Origin of the sequence: Lachnoanaerobaculum sp. Marseille-Q4761, from assembly GCF_017565785.1 — a bacterium.
Lineage (GTDB): Bacteria > Bacillota > Clostridia > Lachnospirales > Lachnospiraceae > Lachnoanaerobaculum.
Window position 1 is genome coordinate 213,509 of sequence record NZ_JAGEKB010000001.1, and the last position, 24,542, is coordinate 238,050.

General features: G+C 36.3%; 23 protein-coding genes. All 23 read right to left on the bottom strand.

Features of this window, described 5'->3' with window-relative positions:
* Positions 1 to 3: 3 nt before the first annotated feature.
* The gene (locus J4O15_RS01020; RefSeq protein ID WP_208099369.1) at positions 4 to 1,557 is read right to left on the bottom strand and encodes an ABC-F family ATP-binding cassette domain-containing protein; all 1,554 of its coding nucleotides are present in this window, start codon (positions 1,555 to 1,557) and stop codon (positions 4 to 6) included.
* Positions 1,554 to 1,748, bottom strand: a complete 195-nt coding sequence (locus tag J4O15_RS01025) for a DUF951 domain-containing protein (protein ID WP_208099370.1) — start codon at positions 1,746 to 1,748, stop codon at positions 1,554 to 1,556. Before J4O15_RS01025 ends, J4O15_RS01020 begins: the two co-directional genes overlap by 4 nt.
* Complete coding sequence (locus J4O15_RS01030; RefSeq protein ID WP_208099371.1) at positions 1,745 to 2,584, bottom strand: pyridoxamine kinase; 840 nt, start codon at positions 2,582 to 2,584, stop codon at positions 1,745 to 1,747. The genes J4O15_RS01025 and J4O15_RS01030 overlap by 4 nt, the downstream gene beginning before the upstream one ends.
* Before the next feature lie 112 nt (positions 2,585 to 2,696).
* On the bottom strand, positions 2,697 to 2,975 hold the full coding sequence (locus J4O15_RS01035) for a hypothetical protein (protein ID WP_009219761.1): 279 nt from the start codon (positions 2,973 to 2,975) through the stop codon (positions 2,697 to 2,699).
* Between the two features lie 55 nt (positions 2,976 to 3,030).
* Positions 3,031 to 3,393, bottom strand: a complete 363-nt coding sequence (locus J4O15_RS01040) for a hypothetical protein (protein ID WP_208099372.1) — start codon at positions 3,391 to 3,393, stop codon at positions 3,031 to 3,033.
* A gap of 5 nt (positions 3,394 to 3,398) precedes the next feature.
* Positions 3,399 to 3,848 (bottom strand): ribose 5-phosphate isomerase B, encoded by a 450-nt coding sequence (rpiB, locus tag J4O15_RS01045; RefSeq protein WP_009219763.1) that lies wholly within the window; start codon positions 3,846 to 3,848, stop codon positions 3,399 to 3,401.
* Positions 3,849 to 3,862: 14 nt separating this feature from the next.
* Complete coding sequence (rsmI, locus tag J4O15_RS01050) at positions 3,863 to 4,705, bottom strand: 16S rRNA (cytidine(1402)-2'-O)-methyltransferase (protein ID WP_009219764.1); 843 nt, start codon at positions 4,703 to 4,705, stop codon at positions 3,863 to 3,865.
* Entirely contained in the window at positions 4,695 to 5,441 is a 747-nt protein-coding gene (locus J4O15_RS01055) for a tRNA1(Val) (adenine(37)-N6)-methyltransferase (protein ID WP_208099373.1), read from the bottom strand. The genes rsmI and J4O15_RS01055 overlap by 11 nt, the downstream gene beginning before the upstream one ends.
* 4 nt (positions 5,442 to 5,445) lie before the next feature.
* Positions 5,446 to 6,255: a PSP1 domain-containing protein gene (locus tag J4O15_RS01060; protein ID WP_208099374.1), complete on the bottom strand. Its 810-nt coding sequence runs from the start codon at positions 6,253 to 6,255 to the stop codon at positions 5,446 to 5,448.
* Positions 6,256 to 6,264: 9 nt separating this feature from the next.
* Positions 6,265 to 7,236 carry a DNA polymerase III subunit delta' gene (gene holB, locus J4O15_RS01065; protein ID WP_208099375.1) on the bottom strand — a complete coding sequence of 324 codons (972 nt, stop codon included), beginning with the start codon at positions 7,234 to 7,236 and terminating at the stop codon, positions 6,265 to 6,267.
* 1 nt (position 7,237) lies between these two features.
* Positions 7,238 to 7,822: a guanylate kinase gene (locus tag J4O15_RS01070; RefSeq protein ID WP_009219768.1), complete on the bottom strand. Its 585-nt coding sequence runs from the start codon at positions 7,820 to 7,822 to the stop codon at positions 7,238 to 7,240.
* 6 nt (positions 7,823 to 7,828) lie between these two features.
* Complete coding sequence (locus J4O15_RS01075) at positions 7,829 to 9,193, bottom strand: aminotransferase class I/II-fold pyridoxal phosphate-dependent enzyme (RefSeq protein WP_208099376.1); 1,365 nt, start codon at positions 9,191 to 9,193, stop codon at positions 7,829 to 7,831.
* Entirely contained in the window at positions 9,186 to 12,176 is a 2,991-nt protein-coding gene (locus tag J4O15_RS01080) for a glycoside hydrolase family 3 N-terminal domain-containing protein (RefSeq protein WP_208099377.1), read from the bottom strand. Before J4O15_RS01080 ends, J4O15_RS01075 begins: the two co-directional genes overlap by 8 nt.
* A gap of 10 nt (positions 12,177 to 12,186) precedes the next feature.
* Positions 12,187 to 12,705 (bottom strand): GtrA family protein, encoded by a 519-nt coding sequence (locus J4O15_RS01085; protein ID WP_208099378.1) that lies wholly within the window; start codon positions 12,703 to 12,705, stop codon positions 12,187 to 12,189.
* Between the two features lie 2 nt (positions 12,706 to 12,707).
* Complete coding sequence (locus J4O15_RS01090; RefSeq protein WP_208099379.1) at positions 12,708 to 15,140, bottom strand: beta-glucosidase; 2,433 nt, start codon at positions 15,138 to 15,140, stop codon at positions 12,708 to 12,710.
* Between the two features lie 217 nt (positions 15,141 to 15,357).
* Positions 15,358 to 15,894 (bottom strand): ribosome hibernation-promoting factor, HPF/YfiA family, encoded by a 537-nt coding sequence (gene hpf / locus J4O15_RS01095; RefSeq protein WP_009219773.1) that lies wholly within the window; start codon positions 15,892 to 15,894, stop codon positions 15,358 to 15,360.
* 481 nt (positions 15,895 to 16,375) lie between these two features.
* Positions 16,376 to 17,530, bottom strand: a complete 1,155-nt coding sequence (locus J4O15_RS01100; RefSeq protein WP_208099380.1) for a CAP domain-containing protein — start codon at positions 17,528 to 17,530, stop codon at positions 16,376 to 16,378.
* Between the two features lie 244 nt (positions 17,531 to 17,774).
* The gene (locus J4O15_RS01105; RefSeq protein WP_208099381.1) at positions 17,775 to 19,208 is read right to left on the bottom strand and encodes a glycoside hydrolase family 32 protein; all 1,434 of its coding nucleotides are present in this window, start codon (positions 19,206 to 19,208) and stop codon (positions 17,775 to 17,777) included.
* A gap of 4 nt (positions 19,209 to 19,212) precedes the next feature.
* Entirely contained in the window at positions 19,213 to 20,205 is a 993-nt protein-coding gene (locus tag J4O15_RS01110; protein ID WP_208099382.1) for a LacI family DNA-binding transcriptional regulator, read from the bottom strand.
* Positions 20,206 to 20,237: 32 nt separating this feature from the next.
* Positions 20,238 to 21,083: a carbohydrate ABC transporter permease gene (locus J4O15_RS01115; protein WP_208099383.1), complete on the bottom strand. Its 846-nt coding sequence runs from the start codon at positions 21,081 to 21,083 to the stop codon at positions 20,238 to 20,240.
* An 8-nt stretch (positions 21,084 to 21,091) separates the two neighbouring features.
* Entirely contained in the window at positions 21,092 to 21,997 is a 906-nt protein-coding gene (locus J4O15_RS01120; RefSeq protein ID WP_009219778.1) for a carbohydrate ABC transporter permease, read from the bottom strand.
* A gap of 70 nt (positions 21,998 to 22,067) precedes the next feature.
* Positions 22,068 to 23,399, bottom strand: coding sequence for an ABC transporter substrate-binding protein (locus J4O15_RS01125; protein WP_009219779.1), 1,332 nt, complete (start codon positions 23,397 to 23,399; stop codon positions 22,068 to 22,070).
* Between the two features lie 419 nt (positions 23,400 to 23,818).
* Positions 23,819 to 24,445, bottom strand: coding sequence for a lactate utilization protein (locus J4O15_RS01130; protein ID WP_208099384.1), 627 nt, complete (start codon positions 24,443 to 24,445; stop codon positions 23,819 to 23,821).
* Positions 24,446 to 24,542 lie beyond the last annotated feature (97 nt).

The window sequence follows — 24,542 nt, forward strand, 5'->3', positions numbered from 1 at the left end:
TTCTTACATCCTCAAAGACCATTCTTTGCAGTCAATTGTTCCTGTTATAAAATTCTCATAAAAATCAGGCTCATGGCATATCAAAAGTATACTTCCCTTATATGCCTTCAATGCTCTTTTAAGTTCTTCCTTTGCGTCCACATCCAAATGGTTTGTAGGCTCGTCAAGGAAAAGAATATTTGTAGGTCTGTTAATAAGCTTACAAAGTCTTACCTTTGCCTGCTCTCCACCTGAAAGCACTCTAAAAAGGCTCTCTATATGCTTAGTGGTAAGACCGCATTTTGCCAGTGCCGATCTGACTTCATACTGGCTGTATCCCGGGAACTCACTCCACAGCTCCTCAATACATGTGTTTTTTGACTTATTATCGCTTTCCTGCTCAAAATATCCTATCTCCAGATAATCCCCCAAAGAACTCTTACCCGACAGTGCAGGTGTAAGTCCAAGAATACTCTTTAAAAGAGTGGATTTTCCGATGCCGTTCGCTCCGAACATGGCAATCTTTTCGCCTCTTTCCATCCTTACATTTATAGGTTTTGAAAGCGGTGTATCATAGCCTATTACAAGATCTGTTGTTTCAAATATGGTCTTACCCGGTGTTCTTGCCTCTTTAAAGTTAAACTCCGGTTTCGGTTTTTCTGCCGCAAGTTCTATAATATCCATCTTATCAAGCTTTTTTTGCCTGCTCATTGCCATATTTCTTGTAGCAACTCTGGCTTTATTTCTGGCAACAAAATCGGCAAGCTCTTCTCTTTCCTTTTGCTGACGATTGTATGCGGCTTCCAACTGTTTCTTCTTCACCTCATATACTTCAAGGAATTTATTATAATCTCCCACATATCTGTTCAACTCTTGATTTTCCATATGATATATAATATTTACCACAGAATTAAGGAACGGTATATCATGAGATATAAGTACAAAGGCATTCTCATAATCTTGCAAATACCTCTTCAGCCATTCTATATGTTCCGCATCCAAATAGTTTGTCGGCTCATCCAGCAGTAAAATATCAGGTTTTTGCAATAATAACTTTGCCAAAAGAATTTTTGTTCTTTGACCTCCGCTAAGTTCGGTTACATCCCTGTCCAAACCTATATCAGTAAGCCCCAATGCATTTGCCACATCTTCAACTTTTGCATCTATAGTATAAAAATCATGTGCCATCAAAAGTTCCTGTATAGTGCCAAGTTCCTCCATAAGCTCATCCATTTGACTTTCATCAGCTGTTGTGAGCATATCACAGATCTCATTCATTCTCTTTTCCATATCAAAAAGCTGATCAAATGCGGCTCTTAGAGCATCTCTTATACTGATACCCTCTTCCAATACCGAATGCTGATCCAGATATCCTATCTGTACATTCTTAGCCCATTCTATCTTGCCCTCATCAGGCATAAGCTTTCCGGTAACTACACTCATAAATGTAGACTTTCCTTCTCCATTGGCACCTACAAGCCCTATATGTTCACCTTTTAGCATTCTGAAGGAAACATTATCAAAAATAGCTCTATCACCAAAACCATGGCTCAAATTTTCCACATTCAAAATACTCATTGTATATCTTTTCCTTTTTCTTTTGATTTAATATTTTTTTCTATACTCTTTCTTGCAATCATCATCTGATGTCCGCAGCCTGTACATTTCAGCCTCAAATCCTGACCGATTCTAAGCACTTCCCATTCATGCGAACCACAGGGATGTGGCTTTTTTAATGTAAGTATATCTCCCACATCTATTTTTATCATTTATTCAACTCTCTTATTAACACCGGCAGAGCTTTTTCAAACTTTACACCATACCAATGACTCTCATCATCCATCGTCTTTAATATAGCCTCGGAAACAAATTCCGCAGCAACCTTTACAGCCTCTCCCAAACTCTTTCTCTGCATAAGGCAGCCGGTAAATGCAGCCGCATAACAGTCTCCTGTACCATGGGCATCCTTTTTGATTCTGTCGGTATAGAATATATCAATGCTGTCTGTATTCGCCTCATATATTGCTATTCCAAGCTTACCCTCTACATTTTTAACACCCTTTAATACAATATTTTTTGCCCCCAAAGCTTTCAACTTATATATAATATCCTTAATATATTCATCTGTCTGATTTTCAAGTATTATTTCACTGTCTGTAAGAAGTCCCGCCTCTGTCATATTCGGAAGTATTATATCTGAAAATCCGATAAGATTCCTCATCTCATTTACAAAGGATGTATCAAAGCCGGTATAAAGTTTCCCATTATCAGCCATTGCAGGATCAACTATCCTTATGCCGTCAGATTTTAAAATATTCTTAAATAAATCTATAACTATTTCTATCTGTCTTTTACTTCCCAAATATCCGGTATATATGGCATCAAAGCTTATACCCTCTTTTACCCAGTGCTCCATAATCTTTGGTAAATCCTCAGTCAGATCCCTGAAAGTAAAGCCGTTAAAGCCTCCGGTATGCGTGGAAAGTATAGCTGACGGCATAATAGCTGTTTCCACACCGCAGGCACAAAGGATTGGCAATGCTACTGTAGTTGAGCACTGTCCGAAACATGAAATATCCTGTACTGTTAATACCTTTTTATTCATAAGACTCTCCAAATAAAGTTAATATATGTAATCATAATGTATGCTTCTATTTCAAGGGTTAAACAATAACAGCTTTCAGCATACAAGATACAAAGTAACACCAATTTAAAATTTATTTTCTTTTGCTTTTCAAAAACGGAATAGCATTCAATAAAATTGACATTATTGTGCAAAACCATAGTACATAGCTCATTATGGGCATTATATCTCTCAGACCTGACAAATCATCCTCTGCAAGTCGTCTTGCCCCGTCAGAGTAAAAAGAACATACGGTCAATGCTGTCAATGATAAACTTATAAAGCCGAAAAGCCTTGGGCTTCTGTCTCCAAGCGTCAATACTATATTCAAGAATGCAAAAATAACCGCTCCGCCACCAAACAATAGCCACATACTCTACCTCCGTATCAGTATATTATTCTTTTGTTTCTCTTATATTCACAGCCTCTTACTTGCTGAACTTTTCCATCTCTTCAAGCGCAATATCCAATATCTGCTGTTTTTCCTCAGGCTTTAATCTATAAACCGTCTCTTTTTCTTTCCAGTTTTTAATTACCTCTTCCACACTCGGGCGCTCTTCATCTTCATCATAAATATACGTGTCTGAGAGATTTGCAATGCTTTCACGCAGAATCAAAAGCTCAAAATGATAGCTCTTTGTCTTTTTATTCTTTGGAAAGACTTCATTTAACCTGTTTTGTTCCCAGCTTTTTTGTTCTTCACCGAATGGATAAAGCTTTTTATAATATCTGTCCATTCTTTTCTTTTTTTGTTTTGCAGTTTCAAAATTAAACCAATTAGCTATTCCCATATATTTTACCTTGAATACTTTTCTTCTATTTCACTGATAATATCCAGCCTGTTTTGATGTCTTCCACCCTCAAACTCAGTACCTAAAAAGGTATCTACAATCATCTTAGCCATCTCGGAGCCTACTACTCTTGCACCGAATGCAATAATTTGGGCATTATTATGAAGCGCCGCCATCTTCGCCGAATAAGGCTCTGAGCAGACCGCAGCCCTGATTCCAGGAACCTTATTTGCCGCCAATGATATACCTATTCCCGTACCGCAAATAAGCACACCTCTGTCAAGCTCTCCTGCAGCTATAGCCTCAGCCACAGCTTTTCCCGGCACCGGATAATCACATCTCTCTCCCGCCTTTGCTCCAAAATCCACCACCTCAAAGCCTGAATCCTTTAAATGCTCTGCAATAATATCCTTTAACTCTACAGCTGTATGGTCATTTCCTATTCCGATTCTCATATTTCCTCCTTATATTACAAAAGTTCCTTATATACTTCCCTCTTTTGTATGCCCCTATCCTTAGCCACAGCTTTCATAGCCTCTTTTTTATCCATGCCCTCGGATATATATTTCTCATAATGTTCTTTTATACTGATTTCCTCAAAAGATTTTTGTCTTTCTTCCCTTTTCTCCAAAAGACTCTTTCCCTCTATCACCAACACATATTCACCCCTGACAACAATCTTTTCCGCTTCATAATCAGCTATTATAGCCTCCAGATTACCCTTTAAAACTTCTTCATGCAATTTTGTAAGTTCTCTGACTATGGATATATTTCTATTTCCAAGATATTCAAAAAGCTCCTTTAAGGTTTTTAAAAGTCTGTGCGGAGCTTCATACAGAATAATGGTTCTGCTCTCCTGTGAAAGCTCTGTCAGTATTTCTTTTTTTTCATTCTTATCAGCAGGTAAAAAACCTTCAAAGCAAAATCTCCTTGAGCTGATACCGCTTATTGCCAATGCTGATACCACGGCACTAGCACCGGGGATTATAGTTACCTCTATACCCTCTTTATATGCAATCTCACAAAGCTCATAGCCCGGATCCGATATTGCAGGCATTCCCGCATCTGAAACAAAGGCAATATTCTTGCCCTCCTTTACCTTTTCACAAAGCTCATACGCCTTATCTATTTTATTATACTCATGATATGAGGTCAAATGCCCTTTTATTTCAAAATGATTTAAAAGTCTTATAGTATTTCTGGTATCTTCACAGGCTATAATGTCCACATTTTTCAAAGTATCAATTGCCCTCATACTCATATCGGAAAGATTTCCTATAGGTGTAGCCACCAAATATATTTTACCTGCCATATATTTTCAAGACCTCATCCGTATATACATTTTTATCCTTATAGACTGCTAAAGGCGGTTCCACATCCAGCCAGACTCCCGATCCCTTTATCCCCTCTATCAAAACAAGATTTGCCTTACTATTTATATAGGGATGAACAAATCTTATTCTCTTCGGCTCTATTCTGTTTTTCTTTAATACTGCAAATATTTCAGAAAGTCTGCTTGGCTTATGTATCATAAAAAACTTACCGTTTTCTTTTAAAAGTTTTCCTGAAATGCCTACTACGGTTTCAAGATCTGTAAGCAATTCATGTCTTGCAATGGCAAGAGGTAAATCAGGATTTTTGATAGCTGTAGTATCCTTCATATATGGAGGATTTACGCTGATTGTATCTACGCTGCAAGGCTTTATATATTTTAATGCATTAGCAATATCATCATTTATTATATCTATTTTTTCTTCCAAAGAATTATAGAGTACACTTCTGTTTGCCATATCCGCAATATCTTTTTGTATCTCAATCCCCGTTATCCTTTTTGCCGAAGTTTTTGCACTTAAAAGTACCGGTACTATTCCGCTTCCGGTACATAAATCTATAATATGTCCGCCATTTTTCGCCTTGACAAAATTTGCCAAAAGCACTGCATCTATGCCAAAACAAAACTTTGACGGATTTTGTATAAGAAAAAGATTATTGCATTGTAAATCATCAAGTCTTTCTCCCAATTCTTCTTTTAACAATTCATTTTTCATGATATCAAGCCTGTATTCTTATTTCACTTAAAGAATACTCTTCTATTTCCTTTGCATCCTCAGACTTTGTCACCAATACCTTTACAGTCTGTCTTAGTACACTTGTAGAAACTATAACTCCTGTCTCTCCTGCAGGAGTACATACACAGACACCTTCCTTTGGCATCTTCTTGTTTAAATACTCATAGGTGTCGGACTCATTTTTTAAGCAGCACATAAGTCTTCCGCATACACCGCTTATTTTGGCAGGATTCAAAGACAGGCTCTGTTCCTTTGCCATCTTTATGGACACGGGTACAAAATCCGAGAGATAGCTGTGACAACAAAGCGCTCTTCCACATGATCCCATACCGCCGACCATCTTGGTTTCATCTCTTACACCGACCTGCCTTAGCTCTATTCTTACTCTGAAAATAGATGCGAGTATCTTTACCAGTTCTCTAAAGTCCACTCTGCATTCTGCGGTGAAGTAAAACAATACCTTCGCATTATCAAAAGTATATTCTGCACAAATAAGCTTCATAGGCAAATCAAGTTCTATTATCTTTGCCTTGCATATATCAAATGCCTCTTTTTCCTTTTTGATATTTTCCTCACATCTTAGAATATCCTCGCTGTCAGCTTTTTTTATTATCTTTTTTAGAGGTTTTTCGTAGTTTTCACTCAGCTCTCTTGCACCCAATATTACTCTGCCGCATTCAATACCCCTCTCCGTCTCCACTATCACTCTGTCATTTACTTCTATATCAAAATCATCAGGATCATAGTAGCAGATATTTCCCACTTCCCTAAACCTAACGCCTATTACTCTCATCATTCTCTCCTATTTTCTAAGGCCAATAAAAAGCAATTCCATTACCGTATCTCCACTGACATTGGAGTTTAGCCTAATCTCCGTCTCATCTATCAGATCTATTATACTATTTATCTTCTTAAGTGTATATTCTCTTGAAAGTCTCAAAATGATACTTTCTTCCCTTATAAATACAAGGTTCTCTATTTTTTTTGTAAGCTTTAAGATACAGATATCTCTATACCATAGTCTGAGAAAATTTATAAATTCCTTAAATCCGGCGGTTCTTTTCTTCAATTCTTCAATAAATTCAAGTATATCATTTATACCTACTTCCGAGATTTTTTTCAAAAACTCCACATTCTTCTCATATACACCGGCAAAATCCTCCGACTCAGCCATTGACTTTGCAATGCCCGGAGCACCGTTTGAATAGGATGCCACTACTGTGGCAATATTCTCATTCGTACCGTTTTCAATAAGCCATTTTTTAATTCTCTCATTACTTACCGCAGTCAGCAAAAGCTTTATACATCTGCTCCTGATGGTTTCAAGAAGTAGACTGCTGTTTTTTACAAGCAATAATATTACAACATAGTCCGGCGGTTCTTCTATAGTCTTTAAAAGAGCATTCTGTGCACCGACAGTCATTTTATCCGCCTCATCTATCACATATATTTTTATCTTCCCATGATATGGTCTTATTGCAACATCCGCAACTATATTTTCACGGATTCTGTCAATTCCGATGCTCTCCTTGCCTTGCGCATCCATATAAAAAAAGTCGGGATATGAATTTGCCGAAAACTGTCTGCATGCCGAACATTCTCCACAGCCTGTATGCTTTTCACATATAAGCTTCATAGCAAATTCTTTTGCTATTTTTGACTTTCCCACTCCCCTGTCTCCGGATAAAATATATGCATGTGAAATGGTATTCTTTTTTATAGAATCATTTAAATGATTTCTTACCTTTTCATTTCCAAGAATAAAATCTCTCATCTTATATCTTTATTCCCATATCTTTTTTTATTTCCATTATACATTTGTTTAAATCTTCATTGACATATTTTTTTGTGATTCCGGCAGCTTCAAGCTTCATCGGTGAAAAATCCTCCTCATCTGCCAAAAATCTCCTGCAAAGTTCCGCATACTGAGGTTTTTCCTGCATCATCTCTCTGTTTATCGCCCTCTGAAGTCGGATACCGTCATTTAGCTCTATAAAGATAGGTACAACATTTTCCGCACCATAGTATTCTTTGATCTTTTTATAGGAATCCAGCGTTCCTATTATTATATAATTTCTGTTTTCAAGATTTACAGAGCAGTCATCAATGGTGGCATATATCCATAGACCTTGTACCGTATTATAGCTCCTCATCTCTATAAGCCTACCCTGTTTTCTATAATCCTCTATAACGGATTCATCTACATAATGGTAGTCTACACCATTTTCTTCTCCATCCCTTATAGGTCTTGTAGTATATGTTATAAGTCTTTTTGTTCTTGGGCACTCCTTATACAATCTTTTAAAGATAGTATCTTTACCTGAAGCACTCTTTCCCATTACATAATAGATTTTTCCCATTTATTTTTATGGATCTAAGCCATAGACCCTTTTTCCTTTTTTAATATATTCTTCCAGCAATTTAAATCTGTTCATATCTATTATCTCTCCTTTCTTTACCACAGGTACTCCCGGAGGATATATATAGATATTTTTTTCTGCTATCCGATTTAGATGTTTTTTATCAAGATTTAAAAAAGTTTCATTTTCTCTATACAAAAAGTTTTCATCAATATCTTTTAATGCGTCAAAAAGTTTGTCAAAATCTTCTTTTTCATCACAAACAGTGCTGTATGCCAGCACAAACCTAAGGCTGCTCATCTCAGTTTCTATATTATATGAGTCCCTAAGTATATCGGCTAATGTGATACCGTCTATAAAATCCGAATATATCACAAGCTTTGTAAAATCATAATCCGACTTTGACTCACATTGCCATAAATGAATATGCTCGCAATGCCTCATTTTCTCCCGGAATTCTCCAAGATTCTTTTGATATTTATAAATTCCTTCACTGTTTTCGCTCATATATCTTATACAGGCATCAATGCTTGCCATAAAAATATATGAGGGTGAGCTGGTCTCAAATATATGAAATGACTCATCCAAAAAATTTTGTTTGACCAGATTTGATTTTAAATGACAAATTGCGGTTTGTGTAAGTGCAGGCAATGTTTTATGCAGACTTTGCACCACAATATCCGCACCTAAATCCAATGCCGATACCGGGAATCTCCCATCAATGGCATTATTTAAATCTTCATATTTTTTTATATAAGAAAGATGTGCACCATGTGCCTCATCCACTATAAGAGGAATATCCGACTCATGCAAAATATCTGCTATTTCTTTTATATCGGATACAACACCTTCATAAGTAGGTGAAGTAATCAGTGCTGCAACTATATTTTTTTCCTTATTTATTTTTAAGAGCTCTTTTACACTCTCTACATCACAACCATCAGCAATACCCAGTTCATTATAAACTATATTTATATATATAGGTATTAAATTAAATAATTCTATAGCATTATATACACTGAAATGTGCATTTTCAGCTATTATTATATATGATTTTTTATTTTTATAATTTCCTATGCAGGCACAGGTTCTTATACTTGCAAGTATACCACAGCTTGAGCCATTAATTAAGTAGTATGTTTTATTAGTTTTATATATGTTTTTTGTAAACTCCATAGAGTCTTTTATAATACCTGTGGCATCATGTAAATTATCAGTGCCTTCTACCTCTGTCAAATCAATACTGTAGATGTCATTTATCGCTTCTTCTATTTCTCTCGGCACTTTTCTTTTATGCCCCGGCATATGCATAGGCAATATACCGGAGCTTACATATTCTTTTAATTTATATGCTAAAAAATCTTTATTCATTATAAGTGTCTTTATTCTCTTCCATTGTATCCGCCTCTACCAAAGGGCTTGCATCAACAGGAGCCGCTGTAGCAAGAGAAGCTTCTCTTCTTTCAAGAATCTTTCTTGTACCATAGTTTTTCCATGCTTTCATAGCTAAAAGTACAGCAATCACTATACATATAATATCTATTATTATGGTTGCAATCTGCCATCCCATCATACCCAAATTCAGGTTTTCAGGTGCATAAGCTCTGGAATTAACAGTTGTATATAGTATATTATGTGATGCTTTTCTAAGAGCTTTCACTGATGTGGCACTCTTATCCTTTACATAATTATAACCTGCATCAATGGCTGTTAAACAGAAGTCATTACCATTTCTTATGCCTCTGTCGGCATTCATATATCCGTATCCGCCGGCACCGAAATAGTCTGTAAGAACCATTCCCCTAAATCCCCATTCATCTCTTAGAATCTGATTTAAAACTTCATTTGATGCACTTGCTGGAGTGATTCCATAGTGATTAAATGCACTCATAACCGCCTCGGCATTTCCCTCTTTTACACAGATTTCAAACGGTCTCAAATATATCTCTCTTACAGTTTGCTCATCTGCCCAGGTCATCAATTGATAATTCCTATTGGTCTCTTGATCATTTAGTGCAAAATGTTTGATATAGGCATATACTCCATGTTCTTTGGCTCCCTTTACCGCTTCGGAAGCAATCTTTCCTGCAAGCAGAGGATCCTCTGAATAATATTCAAAGTTTCTTCCTGCAAATGCACTTCTATGTGTATTCATAGCAGGTGCATACCATCCTGAAACCTCCATCTCATCAGCCATCTTTCCGATGCTGTCTCCAAATGCATGTGCCGGTTCGGTATTAAAAGTATTTGCAAGCATTATGGTTGCAGGAAATCCTATAGAACCCTTTTTTGTAAAATTATTGTTTATAGAAGAAGGTCCGTCACAATCTACTGTCTGTACCTTACCTATTCTTCCAAGTGCTGTGGTCTGATAACCTCCGAGTGCCACAAGCTTTGACATATCGTCAAAACTCATCTTATCAAGCAGACTATCCCACGCCTCATCATCATAAGCCAATCCACGAAGATCTGCCAGCTTTATATTATTATTTGCATTTGTTGTAGGCATTTCATCCGACTCTATATTAAAGTTTTTGCCGTCATAATTGCTGTTATTTAAAAATGCCGCCTTTTTATCCTCAGCAAGAGTAAAATTCTCCGGTGCATTCAATGCTTCCGAAAGATTCGCAAACTGATCCTTTCTTGAAAGCACGGTAAAATCACCTCTCATATCATCAAGTCTGTTTGTTGCAACAGATTTATCACTGATTCTTTTATTGGTATCACCATATACTATATCTTCCTGTACCGGAAAAGTTCTGGTATCCAATATATTATGTGAGTCTTCCTGTAGACTTATTTCATATACTCCGGCTTCAAGTACATATGCTTTTTTAATTTTTTCATCAAATGATGCCATATCCTCCACAGCAAAAGTAATCTTTACGGTCTCACTCTCACCCGGCTGTAACAGCTTTGTTTTTCCAAAGCCCACAAGATTTGTACTTGCCTTTTCAATTCCACCGTTTCTATACGGAGGGTTATAATAAAGCTGTACTACTTCTTTGCCGGCAACATAGCCTGTATTTGTAACCAGTACATCAATACTTATTTTTCCGTCATTTGCCACTATCTCACCCATTTCCTTGGTAAAGACAGTGTAAGACAGTCCGTATCCGAACGGGTAGAGTACATGTCCGGCATAATTTATAGCACCTTCCTTGGCTGCCGTCTCGTAAAATCTGTAGCCTACATAAATTCCCTCTGCATAGTTTACAAAGCTTGGCTTATAAGATTCCCCTCTGTCTTCTACAGAGAACTCATCCATATTTGTATAATTAAAGTTTCCAAAATTATTATAGCTTGGTGTACTCTTTAAATCATAAACAAATATATCGCTGGTCTTACCTGACGGATTTATTTCTCCATCAAGTATTTTACCGAGGGCATTAAATCCGGTCTGACCTGCTCCCGGACACCAAATCACGCCTGATATATTCTCATACTCATTTACAAACCCAAGCTCCATAGGATTGGAGGCATTTATTATAACAATAATATTTCTAAAATTCCTGTTTACCTCATTAAGCATAGCTATTTCTCTATTTGATAATTCCAAATAGCTCTTATCGGCATCCAGGTCATCTTGTTGATCACTGTATCTTATACCCTTTGAGCCGAAAGTTCCTCCATCTACAAATGTATCTTCTACACTCGGATCAAGACTTCTTGGCAGATCGGCACCTTCACCTCCGGATCTTGCAATAACCACTATCGCTTTATCGGAATACTTCCTTGCATTCTCAAAAATATTGGCTTCTTTATACTGTTCAATTGCAGGCTCAGGTATGGTCCAATCCTGTCCCCACATACCTACAGTAGGTCTTGTTTGCCTAAAATCGGTATAAAATTTAACCAATTCATCATTTACCTCAAATCCGGCATTTTTTACACCCTCAATAAGTGAAACTGTAGGGAATGAGTCATTAAGACCTCCAGATCCGGTACCTCCATATAAAGGATTTGTGGATGACCAGCCAAAAAGATTTATCTTTGAGCCTTTTTCAAGCGGCAATGCCGAATCATTTTTTAAAAGCACAATACCCTCGCTTGAAATCTCCTCACCCAAAGTCTTTGCCTCATTTAATGACTCTTCTGTAATCACACCTCTTCCTGTTGCAAGTGTAATCATGGTCTTTAAAGGACCGTTCAGCATCAAATTTATGCTAAAAAGTGTACCAAGACCGAAAATCAGCCAGGAAACCGATCTTGCAAGTTTTTTAAATGCAGTTTTCTTTTTTCTTGTGATAAACATAACAACGATTGCAGCTACAAAAAGTGTTGCTATAGCAACCAAATGCGGTGCTACCGACTTCACTACACTTATCACATCTGCCATATTAACAGCTAACATAATACTCCTCCTATTTTTGCTTCTTTTTCTCCGGCATCACAATGTATTTCATTGTAGGGTAGCTGATTACTACCTGTACAATGATATTCAATGCATTTGCCAAAGTAGGTACAATACTTGCACCAATCCCTATATCTCTAAAAAATTTTTGAGAATATGCAGGTAGTGCTGCCGAAATAATAACCAGAGCAATGGCAAGTATTATATATTTTGTTATCGCATCCTTAAAGGCGGCATTTGACTTAAACACAAATTGTTTTTGTACAAAAAAATTCACTGTCTGTGCAAGCGCCGTTGCTATAAGGAAACTGAGAAAACCTGCCAATCCCAAATTTTGCTCAATATTATCCAAATAATTAAATATTAAAAATTTAAAGGACAGAAGATGCCATCCAAATCCGGCAAATACAGCCGTAGCAATCCACATCACAATAAAGTTTACTATGGTCGCCACATTTGAGAGTATATTAAACTTAATAAACTCCCATAGATTCGGATGAGTTTCTATCCATTTTTTTATCAAATCCATAGCTATTCTCTATCTTCTCTTTGCAAAAAGTTCTTCTTATACATCTTATTGGCTCTCCTGTTTTTAAAATAACCGCTGATTATACCTCCCATGCCTTTAAAGAAATGTCCGTTTACCAATTTTACAATTGAATGTACCATCTCCATACTCACCTGACCGTTACTCATCTTGGCAATAGCTCTAAAAGGCATATTAAACTGGAAAAGTGTATTCAAATCCGGTACCCCGCCTTCAAGCGACTTTTTTAACTTCTTATCAAGCATTTTATAGGCAAATCTTGCAATAAAGCTCTTTGCATAATACATCTGACACAGTGCATCATTTATTCTAAGTTCGCCTCCCCAGCTTCCATCCGGTATATCCCTGCCAAGTAAAATCCTATACTCAGAATCTTGAATATCGGTAACCTTTCCTTCAAAATATGAGGGCAATTCATCCTTTTTATATGGTGAAATTTTCATATTACCTTCCACATACAATGTAGATTGCAATCGAATGTCCATACAACTGCTTCCGATATAAATATCGTATTCTCCACTCTCCACCTCAAAGGCATCAGTGGCTACATTATAAAACCTGAATGACTTATCATCAAAGTAAACCGTAAGCCTTTTCTTTTCTCCGGGATTTAAGGAAACCTTTTTAAAGCCCTTTAATTCAAGCTTTGCTCTGAAAATATTTGAATTTTTAATGCCTATATAAAGCTGTGCTGTTTCCTCACCTGCCATTTTACCGGTATTTTCTATGTAAAAGCTTACCTTATCTTTATCCACCTCTATATCACTGTATCTAAACTCGGTATATGAAAGTCCATATCCGAACGGATACAGTACAGGTACATTGGCAGTAGTAAAATATCTGTAACCTACAAAGATACTTTCTCTATATTCCGATGTTCTCTCCTTTGACGGGTAATATCTCTTATTCGGTACATCATCATATTTTTTTACAATACTTTCCGAGAGCTTACCGCTTGGAGAATATCTTCCCGTGAGAAGTTCAAATACCGCTCCCACTCCTGCCTGTCCAAATAGATAGCCATGAAGTATTGCCTTTAGATTATTTTCCCATGGCATTTCTATACATGAGCCGGCACTTATTATACCTACAATATTTTCATTTACAGCTGCAAGCTTTTCCATCAATGATATTTGATTTGATGGAATTCTAAGATGAGTTCTGTCAAGACCTTCGGATTCACTTGCCTCATTCAGCCCAAAGAAATATAATACAATATCTGCCTGCTTTGCAAGCTCTATTGCCTCTTTTACAAGCATTTCATCTTCTTTATCAAATCTTGTATATCCATGAGCCATACCTATAATGTTTAAGTCGTTTCCTATCAGTCTTTGTACATTATCCACTATAGTTGCATTTACCATGGATGAGCCAGCCCCCTGATATCTCGGAGTAAAAGCAAAGTCACCGATAATTGCTATTTTCTTAGTCCTGTCAAGCGGCAAAATTTTTTCTTCATTTTTTAAAAGTACAATACTCTTTACAGCCGCCTCTCTTGCAAGTTTATTATTATCTTTTAAAAGTTTTTCCTTATCTTTTATCTTTTTCTTGTTTTTTGTAGATAAAGTGATTTCTATAAGCTCATCCACCCTCGCATCAATATCACTCTCATCTATCTTACCGGTCTTTAAAGCTTTTAAAAGCTCCCTTGCACTGTCAAGCCCCGGCGCCGGCATTTCAAGGCTCGAGCCGTTTTTTACACCCAAGGCATGGTCGTTTGAGGCTCCCCAGTCTGTAACCACCATCCCTTCAAATCCGATATCTTTTTTTAGAATATCCTTCAACAGATGCTCATTTTCATTGGCATATACACCATTTACCATATTATAGCTTGTCATTATGGACTTTGGTCTTCCCTCTTTTATAGCAATCTCAAAGGCTGTTATATATATTTCTCTAAGTGTTCTCTCATCAAGCACCGCATCCATTGACATTCTGCGAAGTTCCTGAGAGTTTACGGCAAAATGCTTTACACAGGCCGCAATTCCATTGCTTTGTATACCCTTTATCATAGCGGCTGCCAGTTTTCCGCTCAGATACGGATCCTCCGAATAATATTCAAAATTTCTTCCACATAAAGGATTTCTTTTTATATTTATTCCGGGACCGAGAAGCACATTTACATCCTCTGCGGCAGCTTCAAGCCCGAGCCCCTCTCCCACTCTTTCAAGCAGCTCTACATCCCAACTGTTGGCAAGAGTTGCTGCTGTAGGAAAACAGGTGGCAGGTACTGATTCATTAAGCCCCAGATGATCCCCTTTCCCCGCCTGCTTCCTTACTCCGGTAGGACCGTCTGCATGGTAAAGAGCATCAACTCCTATATCGGAAAATGACCTTGTTGCCCAGGCATTTTTACCTGACAGATAGGCACATTTTTCTTCCAATGTCATTTTTTTAATAATATCTCCGTGCTTCATTCTCCTCCATATAAAATATAATCTATTTTTTCATCCTTACAATTCAAGTAATATATACAGATATTTACATTATAATATATTTTCAAAAATTTAGGTATATTTTCACAAAATAAATACCTTAAAAATCAAATCTACTATTCCCGGACAAATGAAGAGAGGAGTCTTATGACTCCTCTCTTCATTTATAGGAAAGTTAAAAAATGGAAAATTTCTTAGTTTATACTTCCGGCTCAATGATTCCGTATTTGCCGTCTTTTCTCTTATAAACCACACATACCTCATCACTGACTGCATTCCTGAAAACATAGAAATCATGTCCCAGAAGTTCCATCTGTAAGCATGCCTCCTCAGGATCCATAGGCTTGATACTGAATCTCTTTGTCTTTACAATCTTTATCTCATCTTCATCATCTGCATCATTAACTTCGTCATTTATAAAGAAATCTGAGAATGACATTGCCGCCTGCTTCTTATCAATAAGCTTATTCTTAAACTTTTTGATCTGCTTCTCTATGATATCTTGAACTTTATCTATGCTTACATACATATCTTGGCTAACTTCTTCAGCTCTTATAAGTCCCTGCTTTGTCGGAATTGTAACCTCAATCTTATGAGCTTCCTTTTGCACACTCAATGTGATTCTTGCCTCGGTGTCAGCTGTAAAATATTTTTCTAATTTATGAAGCTTCTCCTCTACCGCCTTCTTCAGACCATCAGTTATTTCAATATTTCTTCCAGTAATTGTATAACGCATATGTATAAGCTCCTTTTCTTTTTTTATTTGTCTATAGTATAGCACTTTGTCAGCATAAATTCAATTTAATTTTATAATTGTATCGTCAATTTAAATATATTTTACTACTAATATGATTTTAATTAAACTTTTATACAATTGTCTTCTCCGGCTGTTTTTGTACTTTTATATATTTTATCACATAAAATATACTATTTAATCACCAAACTACAGCTGTGCTTGCCGGGGATAAAATGTGGATAATGTTGATAACTCCGTTTATAAGTCTAAAACAGCCTATTTATTGGCTTTTTGACAACATAAAAACCCACCTTTTTTGTGGATAAAAATGTGAATAATGTTGACAAGTCTTTTCATACACAATTTTTATGCACTTTGCTATTTCTCTAATTTCTCTAAATTCAGACTTGACAGTTATATTTATAACAAAATAGGCCCCTCGTATTATCGAAGGACCTATCATAATTTTCATATAGTTTAACTATGGATGAATTACATCATAATTTTCAACATCATAGTATCCTGCAGGATCTGCATCACTACCAAACCATACATGTGCGTACCTTCCATCTATAGCCACACCCATGGTTTTTAGCATTGACCATCCGCTCTGACCTGTCATTACTGCATTATGTCCTGATGAACCTTTCCATAAATTAAGTGCAGTCTCCGGACTTATATTTCCGCTTGATGCTGAAGAAATTTCATAACCGTCTCCTGTATAAGCAGTTAATTCTCTTGGCTTGCTCCACATATTATTTGCATACTGATGATCCGGTGTGTAGACTACAGGTGTCCAACCTCCATTGGCTGACCAGCTGTGTAAATTGCCCTGCATTCCTCTGGAATCCACCTGATCCTCCGGTGAGTAAGCATTTGAATCCGATACATGCGCTCTTGCCACTATTGTCAATGACTTTGAGAAAGACAATTTTGGCAATCCGAGACTTTCTCTATAGGCATTGATAAGATAATATAACTTTGCCTCTTTTTCACTAAGTCCCATTGACTGTAGCTCACTTATTACTCTGCTCTCCTGATTGGTAGCCGCATTCCCTACAGGTGCTGTATTACTTGATGCATTACCTGACGGTGTCACTATAAGGTTATTTCCTACACCGCTGTTATCGGCTTCTCTTGTCGGTGTAACTATTTCATGATCTCCGGAGGTATTATTTGTACCTGCCACATTTTCTGAAGTTGCTAAAGAACCTCCTCCCGAGCTGCTTTTGCCTGAACTTCTGCTACTTCCGCCTGATGAACTTCTTTCACTTCTTGAACCGCTTGTCTTTGTAATATTTACAGCTCTTTTAGCTCCTTCAATCCACTTACCCGTGGCATCAACATAATATCCGTCAGGTGTCGATGTACTTACAAGCATAGCACCGTCAGCTCCAAGATAATAATTTCCTACCCAACGGTTCTCAACCATATATCCCACATTATCAAAATAGTACCATTTATCCTTAATAAGTTTCCATGCATTTGTAGGATAAGAGCCATCCGCTTCCTCATACCACCAGCCCTTATCATTTTTCTTCCACTCTGCACCCGGAGCCGCCGTACTTGTTACAAACAAATATGTTGTCAAAGAAGCAAAAGCTAAAGTCGTTACCAATCCCTTTTTTAAATTCATAAACTCCTCCAAAACATTAAATAGTTTCAATACTGTTAAGTAATATTTTAACATCTTTAAGTCTATATGTCCAAGGTTTATAACATATTTTGTTCTATATTTTAGTTTTTTATTATTTTCAGCAAAATATATAATTTATTTTTTATAAATTTAATATGAAAGAGGATATATCTTTATTAGTTGCTTCATTCTATATAAAAAATAAACGACTATTTTCTTTGGCATAATCTCTTAAATACTTTTTTTATCCGACTATATCATTTTTACAAATCTTTATATTCATTTTTCCGTCAGCAATAAATCTTATTTCTTTTGCATCTACAGTTGTATAAATTCTTGAACTTAATACCTGTTTTCCGTTATTTACAAATATTTCAATACTGAATCTGTCAAGTAGAATCGTTAAATTTAATTTCCCGTTTTCAATATCAATATCTATCTTCCTCTCATCTATAGCATCCTTTACAAGACCTGAAAATCTCCTTGAAAATTTCAAGCTTTTCTTTTTCATATTGATTTTTATAAATGAATTATATCTGTCATCTGCCGCCAGATAAATAGCGCATTTTCCAGCATCTGTATTTATTATATCTAAATCAAGCCTTGCTACTCTACTATTTAGATTTTTATCTGTATATACCTTGTTTTTTTCTAAAGTAAAACTTGACCTATATTCATTTTCATAATGATTTTTTATAATATTGTCTGGCATTTGATAAATCAGGTTTTCTTTCAACTCCAATACTCTTGGATATGTCATCTGTCCACACCACTTTGAGCCTTCAGGACTTAAATCATTCCCCCAGTCATGTAACCATGCAATTGATAAAGATTTTCCGGCGGCATATAGGCTTTGCGGTGCATAATAATCAAATCCGAAATCCATTGTTTTGCCTTTTTCTACCGGTATGAATTTATGGCTTTCCCTGTCATAGTCACCAATAAAATATATAACCTGATGTCCGTTAAAATATTCTCTTCCCCTTGCCTGCATTTCCATTACTGAAACAATCACTACATACTTGTCTCCAAGCTTAAAGAAATCCGGGCATTCCCACATTTTTCCGTAATCACCGTCATTTTCAAAAAATATACCGTCATATTTCCAATCAATTAAATTACTTGACTCAAAAATAAGTAAGCTGCCAAGTCCTCTGTCATTTTTGGCACTTACTATACAGTAATAGTTTTCATCCTCTTTCCAAATCTTAGGATCTCTAAAATCTATACCGTCAAAGCCTTTTGGCAGATGTTTAACTTTAATAACAGGGCTGTTTGAGATACTTTTATACTCTACTGCATTTCCTATTTCCACCGCCTGCTCTTCTTTCCCGGCATTATGCACGGTATATATAAGTAAATGTCTGTCATCTTCAGAAATTGCCGTTCCTGAAAAACATTGCCCCCTTATCTCATCATCCGGTGCCAAAGCTACCGGCAATCTGTCCCAATTTATAAAATCCTTTGTCTTTGCATGTCCCCAATGCATCGGTCCCCATTTTATATCATAGGGATTGTATTGATAAAACAAATGATACTCACCGCCAAAAAAAGAAAAACCGTTTGGATCATTCATCCATCCTATATCCGGAGTAAAATGATATACCGGTCTATCTATATTTTTTATTTTGTCTTTATTTAGTTTATAGTATTCATCTGCTTTTTCTTTATTATTCATATCATTACCGCTTTCTGTTTGTAGTCATCCCCTGTCTGAATTCTATATCCAGCACCTTGGTTTTTCTGTCCACATTCTCTCCGTTTATAATGGCATGCAAACTGTCCACTGCAACCTTTGCCAATTCATCAATAGGCTGGACAATAGCTGTAAGACTCGGATATGCCGTATTCAGCACAAAGGTTCCGTCGTAGGCAACTATTTTAAGATCTTCAGGAATTTTTTTACCAAGATGCAAAGCCTTCTTCATATAAAGCAGAGCATGAGTATCAGTCGCAAACAATCCGTCCACATTTGGATATAATTTGAAAGCCTCTTCTATATTCTCCTTTATAAATTTTTCTTCAAAGTTATCAATATCCGGCTTATATTCATGACATATAATTCCTGCTTTATTTATCTCCCTTGCAAATGCTGTATGCCTCTTTATAAAGGGATAGTTTTTTGTGGTAGCATCCGTAAACTGTAAAACTTCCTTACATCCGCTCTCTATCAAAGCTTTTGCCGCAAGTTTTCCTCCCTTTTCATGGTCTACAGTAACAATCAAAATATCATCATTTAACTTAGGAGTGTCAAAGCCTATTATAGGACCTTTTATTTTTTTATAACTGCTGTAGTCAAGAGTATGTGTACCGGTTATTATACCGTCCACCATATTTCTCTCAAGCATTTCCAGGTAAGCTTCTTCATTCGTAGCTTCTCCGATAGTATTACAAAGCATTGTTTTATAACCATATTTTCTAAGTCTGCTTTCCACCTCACTGCAAAGTGTGGCATAATACGGATTACCTATTGCAGGTGTAATAACAGCAACAATATTTGTCCTGTTTCTAAACAAATTTCTTGCAAGTTCATTCGGCTTATAATTAAGTTCTTCTATCACTTCTTCCACTTTTCTTCTGGTTTTTTCCGAAACATAACCGCTGTCATTAATTACTCTGGATACGGTCCCGACTCCAACACCTGCTTTTTTAGCAACCTCCTGTATACTTGACATATACTCCTCCACCTATATATTCTACAGCTAATCTAACCTTTTATTCCTGTAGATGCAATACCTTCTACATAGAATTTTTGCATGAATATATACATAAGTACCATCGGAATTGATGCCAATGTAAGAACAGCCATAATTACACCATAATGTATTGGGCTTACTCCTACAAATATCTGTACCGCCAGCTGTACAGTTCTCTTCTCCTCGCCGGTGGTTATAAGGAAAGGCCACATAAAATCATTCCATCTTGATACAAAATCCAATATAAATACTGTTGCAAAAACAGTTTTCGATATCGGCATAACTATACTAAAGTATGTTCTTATAGGTCCGCATCCGTCTACCTTGGCAGCCTCTATAAGCTCGTCCGGTATAGCTATAAAATATGAATAAAACATATATATAGAAAAGCAATTCATCATAAACGGTATTGTAAGTCCAAGCATGGTATTTACCCAGTTTAACTGAGCCATCTCTATATATAAAGGTAATATAATAGCCTCTACAGGCATTGACATCAACGCTATTACAACAGTAAGACTTATGCCTCTGAATCTGTACTTCATCTTTGCAAGAGCATATCCGAACATAGAGCCTAAAAGTAAATCACCTATAAGCACTATACCTATATATATCAAGGTGTTTTTTAATATTGTAAATACTTTTATCCTTTGAAATACTTCCACATAATTTGCCAACGTAAAATTTTTCGTTATAAATGTAGACAATGAATTCAAATTTGAAAATATCTCAAGTTCAGGTTTAAATGATGAAGCAAGCATCCATAGAAGGGGAGATACAAATATAGTTCCTACTATGATATTGCCAAGATAAAATATAATATTTCCGATTGTTTTATTTATCTTTTTATTATTCATAATCCCTCCTAATTAGTCTTACTTATTTTCTTAACTACAATTGACAATATAACCACTATTATAAAAAATACGGTTGCTATGCTACATGCATAACCGAAGTTACCCTTTTGAAAACCTTGCTCATAAATATAAAAAACCAAGGTCTTTGTGGCATTTCTCGGGCCTCCCTTTGTCATAATATATGGCTGTGTAAACAGCTTCATAGCCTGTATAAGAGTTATCATAAGTACGTATTTTATAGTATTTATAAGCCCCGGAAGTGTTACATAAATAAGCTTTGCAAACCAGTCTGCACCGTCTACACTTGCAGCCTCATATTGCTCTGTAGGTATGGCATTAAGTCCGGCAATGAAAATCATCATCTGATAGCCCGCACCCTGCCAGGCAGACATAAATATAATGGCATTCATTGCAGTCTTAGGATTATTTAAAAAATCAATAGGTTGCAGACCTATACTTTTTAAAAATGCATTTATAAGCCCTGTATTTGCATTGGAATTATATAGTATTGTCCAAAGTACCGCTATAATTACCATTGATGTTATCTGTGGGCTGTAGTAGAGTGTTCTGAATACGGCAACACCCCTTTTCTTTCTTGAAACCATCAATGCAAGTATCAATGCCAGACTGCATTGCACCGGCACTACAATAACAGTAAAATATACAGTATTTTTTAAAGCTACATAGAAGTTTGCATCCTTAAATAATTTTATATAATTCCCCAATGCATTAAATTGTATATTATCCGGACGCACTACCTGATATGTAAAAAATGAATAGTAAATAGTGTATATGATTGGAATTATTAAAAAGGCAATCAAGAGAATAATAGCAGGTGATGACATTATAAATCCCGCAAGATTATCACCATATTCTTTTCCTTTTTTATTTTTTGTACTTTGTAAATCCGACATATTACATCCTCGTCTTTCTACAAAAGGCCCGGCATTTCGCCAAGCCTTCTGAAACATACCTATATAAGTTTTACTTCTTGTAATACATTTCGTAATTTTCATCAAAATTCTTTGCTACATTGTCCAGCTCTTCCTTTGCATCCGCTCCTGCAAAGATATTTAACATAGCTGCTGAAAAATCTGTTGAAAGAACTGAGTATGAAGGTGTTCTAGGTCTTGATACACCTGTATTTTGTAACTGCCACTTCATAAGAGCTCTGGCACCGCTATCCCAGCCTTCCATCTTTTCATAAGATGAAATTCTTGATGCAGGCTTTGCAACTGCACTTGCATAAGTTGCTATATTATCACTACTCATCGCCCATTGTAAGAACTTTCCTGCCGCATCAGGATTCTTTGAATCTTTTGTTATTGTTGCCGCCCAATCACCTGTAGGAGATGCCGCCTTGCCGTCATCAGCTACAGGGAAATATGAAACTCCCCAGTTTAAGTCTGATTTTTCAAGATCCGCTATATTCCATGAACCTCCAAGTAATGTAGCAGCCTTTCCGTTAAGAAATTCATCCTTCACCGGATCAAGGTTTGCATAACCGTTTTTAATAAACTCATTAAGATATTCAGCTGTCTTAATGCTTTTATCTGAATTTATATATCCATCAGCTTTTGATCCGTCCTCGCTTACAAACTCTGCTCCACCCTCTGTAAAGAACTGACCGAGAGCGTAGATAATACCCTCACCTTTATCCATAATGATATTTGTTCCGACATAGTCATCTGTTGTAAGCTTTTTTGAATTCTCAAGGAACTGACTCCATGTCCAAGCCTGCTTTATATCGGTATCTGAAGGATATGCTATACCGGCTTTATCAAGATAGTCCTTATTGTAGAAAAGTGCCACCGATGACTCTGTAGCCGCTATTGCATACAGCTTTCCGTCATATGTATCGGCCTGCACGGTACTTGGCATAAAGTCCTTAAGATCATCTGCTGTAAAATAGCTGTCAAGCGGAATTGTAATACCGTTTGCCGCATAGTATGAAACCATTGGTCCGTCTACATAAAGAATATCCGGAAGATCCCCAGATGTAGTAGCTGTGGTGATCTTATTCTCATACGCATATGAGTCGGCTCTGTCTATAGCCTCTCTCTTTACCTGAATATCAGGATTTTCCTTATTCCACTGTTCAATCTTTTCTACCCACCAAGCTTCGATAGCCGCAGTATCTGTAGGTCCCCATATTGTTATATCGGTAACACCTTCTGCACTCTTTGCCTCTGTGCTTCCATCACTCTTACTTTCGCTGCTTGTATCAGCCTGCTTTGTTGCACCTGAGTTATTTCCACATGCAACCAACATACCTCCAAGTGCTAAAACACCCAAAGTTCTTAAAACTTTTTTCATCAATAATACCTCCTGAATATTTTACATATAACTGCTTTTTGGCAGTTTAATTTCCTTCCCACTAAAGACAACTACACTTATTTAAAAAAATAATAAAACCATCATCTTCTGTTTTGGTTTAATATCTTTTGTGGAACGCGTTCCATATATTGATTGTATTTTATCATATACAAAAAAAATGTCAATATATTCTTTTAAATCTATATCGAATAATATTTTAAATGCCTCAAAAATGCACTCTTTTACACTTTTAAAGCCTTAAATACATAAACTCAAATTACAATTTATAATATCAATATCAGCTATTACATTACTCACTACTTAGTAAAAAGGACGGGCGAAAATAACCCGTCCTTATATTTTGTAAAATAACATTTATAAGTCAACAATTTAACTGCTATCCTAATTTTATATCTATCTTAAAATCCCAGAAAGTCATTCACTAATATTACATGTATTCTGTCCTTGTGGCGTGAATATCTGGTAATTAAAAACTGACAACAAATGGTATCAGGAGATTTACAATCCGAGCATTTCCCTGTTATCTTACAAGGAGTGTTTATATCAAATCTCTGGGTGTTTGCAACTGATGCCACATTTCTGGCACGCTTCATTGCACTGTCTATATCGGAGCATATCTTATTTATACCCACTATAAAAACCACTTTTTTAGGTCCCTGCGCAATACATGAAACACGGTTTGCATTTCCGTCAATATTTACAAGTACTCCGTCATCAGTCATAGCATTTGCACTTGAAAGAAATATATCGGCATCATAAGCTGCAAGCAATGCCTCTCTGGGCTCCATCTTTGCCCTGTCAATATAATTATAATTCCCCTCTTCAAGTGCCGAAATCAATCCTATTTCATTTGCACTCATACAGCCTCCCATAGCGATACTACTGTTTTCAGGGATAAGTGAAAGTGCAATCTTTAATGCATCTTCCTTATCCTTTGCATAGTATCCGGTCATATTTCTGGACTTTAGACCTTTAATTACGGTAGCCGCCAACAATTCATTTCTTTTTTTCAGGTTCTCATTCATATTGTTCTCCTCTACATTAGCACTGTTTGGTCAATTATTATTTGAGCATTGACCTAATATATCATTTAAATTATACATCCTTTTTTATAAATCATAA

What these genes read in the sequence shown, in the direction of transcription:
- J4O15_RS01020 (WP_208099369.1), bottom strand. Translation starts at nt 1,557, where the DNA reads ATGAGTATTTTGAATGTGGAAAATTTGAGCCATGGTTTTGGTGATAGA.
- J4O15_RS01025 (WP_208099370.1), bottom strand. Translation starts at nt 1,748, where the DNA reads ATGATAAAAATAGATGTGGGAGATATACTTACATTAAAAAAGCCACAT.
- J4O15_RS01030 (WP_208099371.1), bottom strand. Translation starts at nt 2,584, where the DNA reads ATGAATAAAAAGGTATTAACAGTACAGGATATTTCATGTTTCGGACAG.
- J4O15_RS01035 (WP_009219761.1), bottom strand. Translation starts at nt 2,975, where the DNA reads ATGTGGCTATTGTTTGGTGGCGGAGCGGTTATTTTTGCATTCTTGAAT.
- J4O15_RS01040 (WP_208099372.1), bottom strand. Translation starts at nt 3,393, where the DNA reads ATGGGAATAGCTAATTGGTTTAATTTTGAAACTGCAAAACAAAAAAAG.
- rpiB (WP_009219763.1), bottom strand. Translation starts at nt 3,848, where the DNA reads ATGAGAATCGGAATAGGAAATGACCATACAGCTGTAGAGTTAAAGGAT.
- rsmI (WP_009219764.1), bottom strand. Translation starts at nt 4,705, where the DNA reads ATGGCAGGTAAAATATATTTGGTGGCTACACCTATAGGAAATCTTTCC.
- J4O15_RS01055 (WP_208099373.1), bottom strand. Translation starts at nt 5,441, where the DNA reads ATGAAAAATGAATTGTTAAAAGAAGAATTGGGAGAAAGACTTGATGAT.
- J4O15_RS01060 (WP_208099374.1), bottom strand. Translation starts at nt 6,255, where the DNA reads ATGAGAGTAATAGGCGTTAGGTTTAGGGAAGTGGGAAATATCTGCTAC.
- holB (WP_208099375.1), bottom strand. Translation starts at nt 7,236, where the DNA reads ATGAGAGATTTTATTCTTGGAAATGAAAAGGTAAGAAATCATTTAAAT.
- J4O15_RS01070 (WP_009219768.1), bottom strand. Translation starts at nt 7,822, where the DNA reads ATGGGAAAAATCTATTATGTAATGGGAAAGAGTGCTTCAGGTAAAGAT.
- J4O15_RS01075 (WP_208099376.1), bottom strand. Translation starts at nt 9,193, where the DNA reads ATGAATAAAGATTTTTTAGCATATAAATTAAAAGAATATGTAAGCTCC.
- J4O15_RS01080 (WP_208099377.1), bottom strand. Translation starts at nt 12,176, where the DNA reads ATGTTAGCTGTTAATATGGCAGATGTGATAAGTGTAGTGAAGTCGGTA.
- J4O15_RS01085 (WP_208099378.1), bottom strand. Translation starts at nt 12,705, where the DNA reads ATGGATTTGATAAAAAAATGGATAGAAACTCATCCGAATCTATGGGAG.
- J4O15_RS01090 (WP_208099379.1), bottom strand. Translation starts at nt 15,140, where the DNA reads ATGAAGCACGGAGATATTATTAAAAAAATGACATTGGAAGAAAAATGT.
- hpf (WP_009219773.1), bottom strand. Translation starts at nt 15,894, where the DNA reads ATGCGTTATACAATTACTGGAAGAAATATTGAAATAACTGATGGTCTG.
- J4O15_RS01100 (WP_208099380.1), bottom strand. Translation starts at nt 17,530, where the DNA reads ATGAATTTAAAAAAGGGATTGGTAACGACTTTAGCTTTTGCTTCTTTG.
- J4O15_RS01105 (WP_208099381.1), bottom strand. Translation starts at nt 19,208, where the DNA reads ATGAATAATAAAGAAAAAGCAGATGAATACTATAAACTAAATAAAGAC.
- J4O15_RS01110 (WP_208099382.1), bottom strand. Translation starts at nt 20,205, where the DNA reads ATGTCAAGTATACAGGAGGTTGCTAAAAAAGCAGGTGTTGGAGTCGGG.
- J4O15_RS01115 (WP_208099383.1), bottom strand. Translation starts at nt 21,083, where the DNA reads ATGAATAATAAAAAGATAAATAAAACAATCGGAAATATTATATTTTAT.
- J4O15_RS01120 (WP_009219778.1), bottom strand. Translation starts at nt 21,997, where the DNA reads ATGTCGGATTTACAAAGTACAAAAAATAAAAAAGGAAAAGAATATGGT.
- J4O15_RS01125 (WP_009219779.1), bottom strand. Translation starts at nt 23,399, where the DNA reads ATGAAAAAAGTTTTAAGAACTTTGGGTGTTTTAGCACTTGGAGGTATG.
- J4O15_RS01130 (WP_208099384.1), bottom strand. Translation starts at nt 24,445, where the DNA reads ATGAATGAGAACCTGAAAAAAAGAAATGAATTGTTGGCGGCTACCGTA.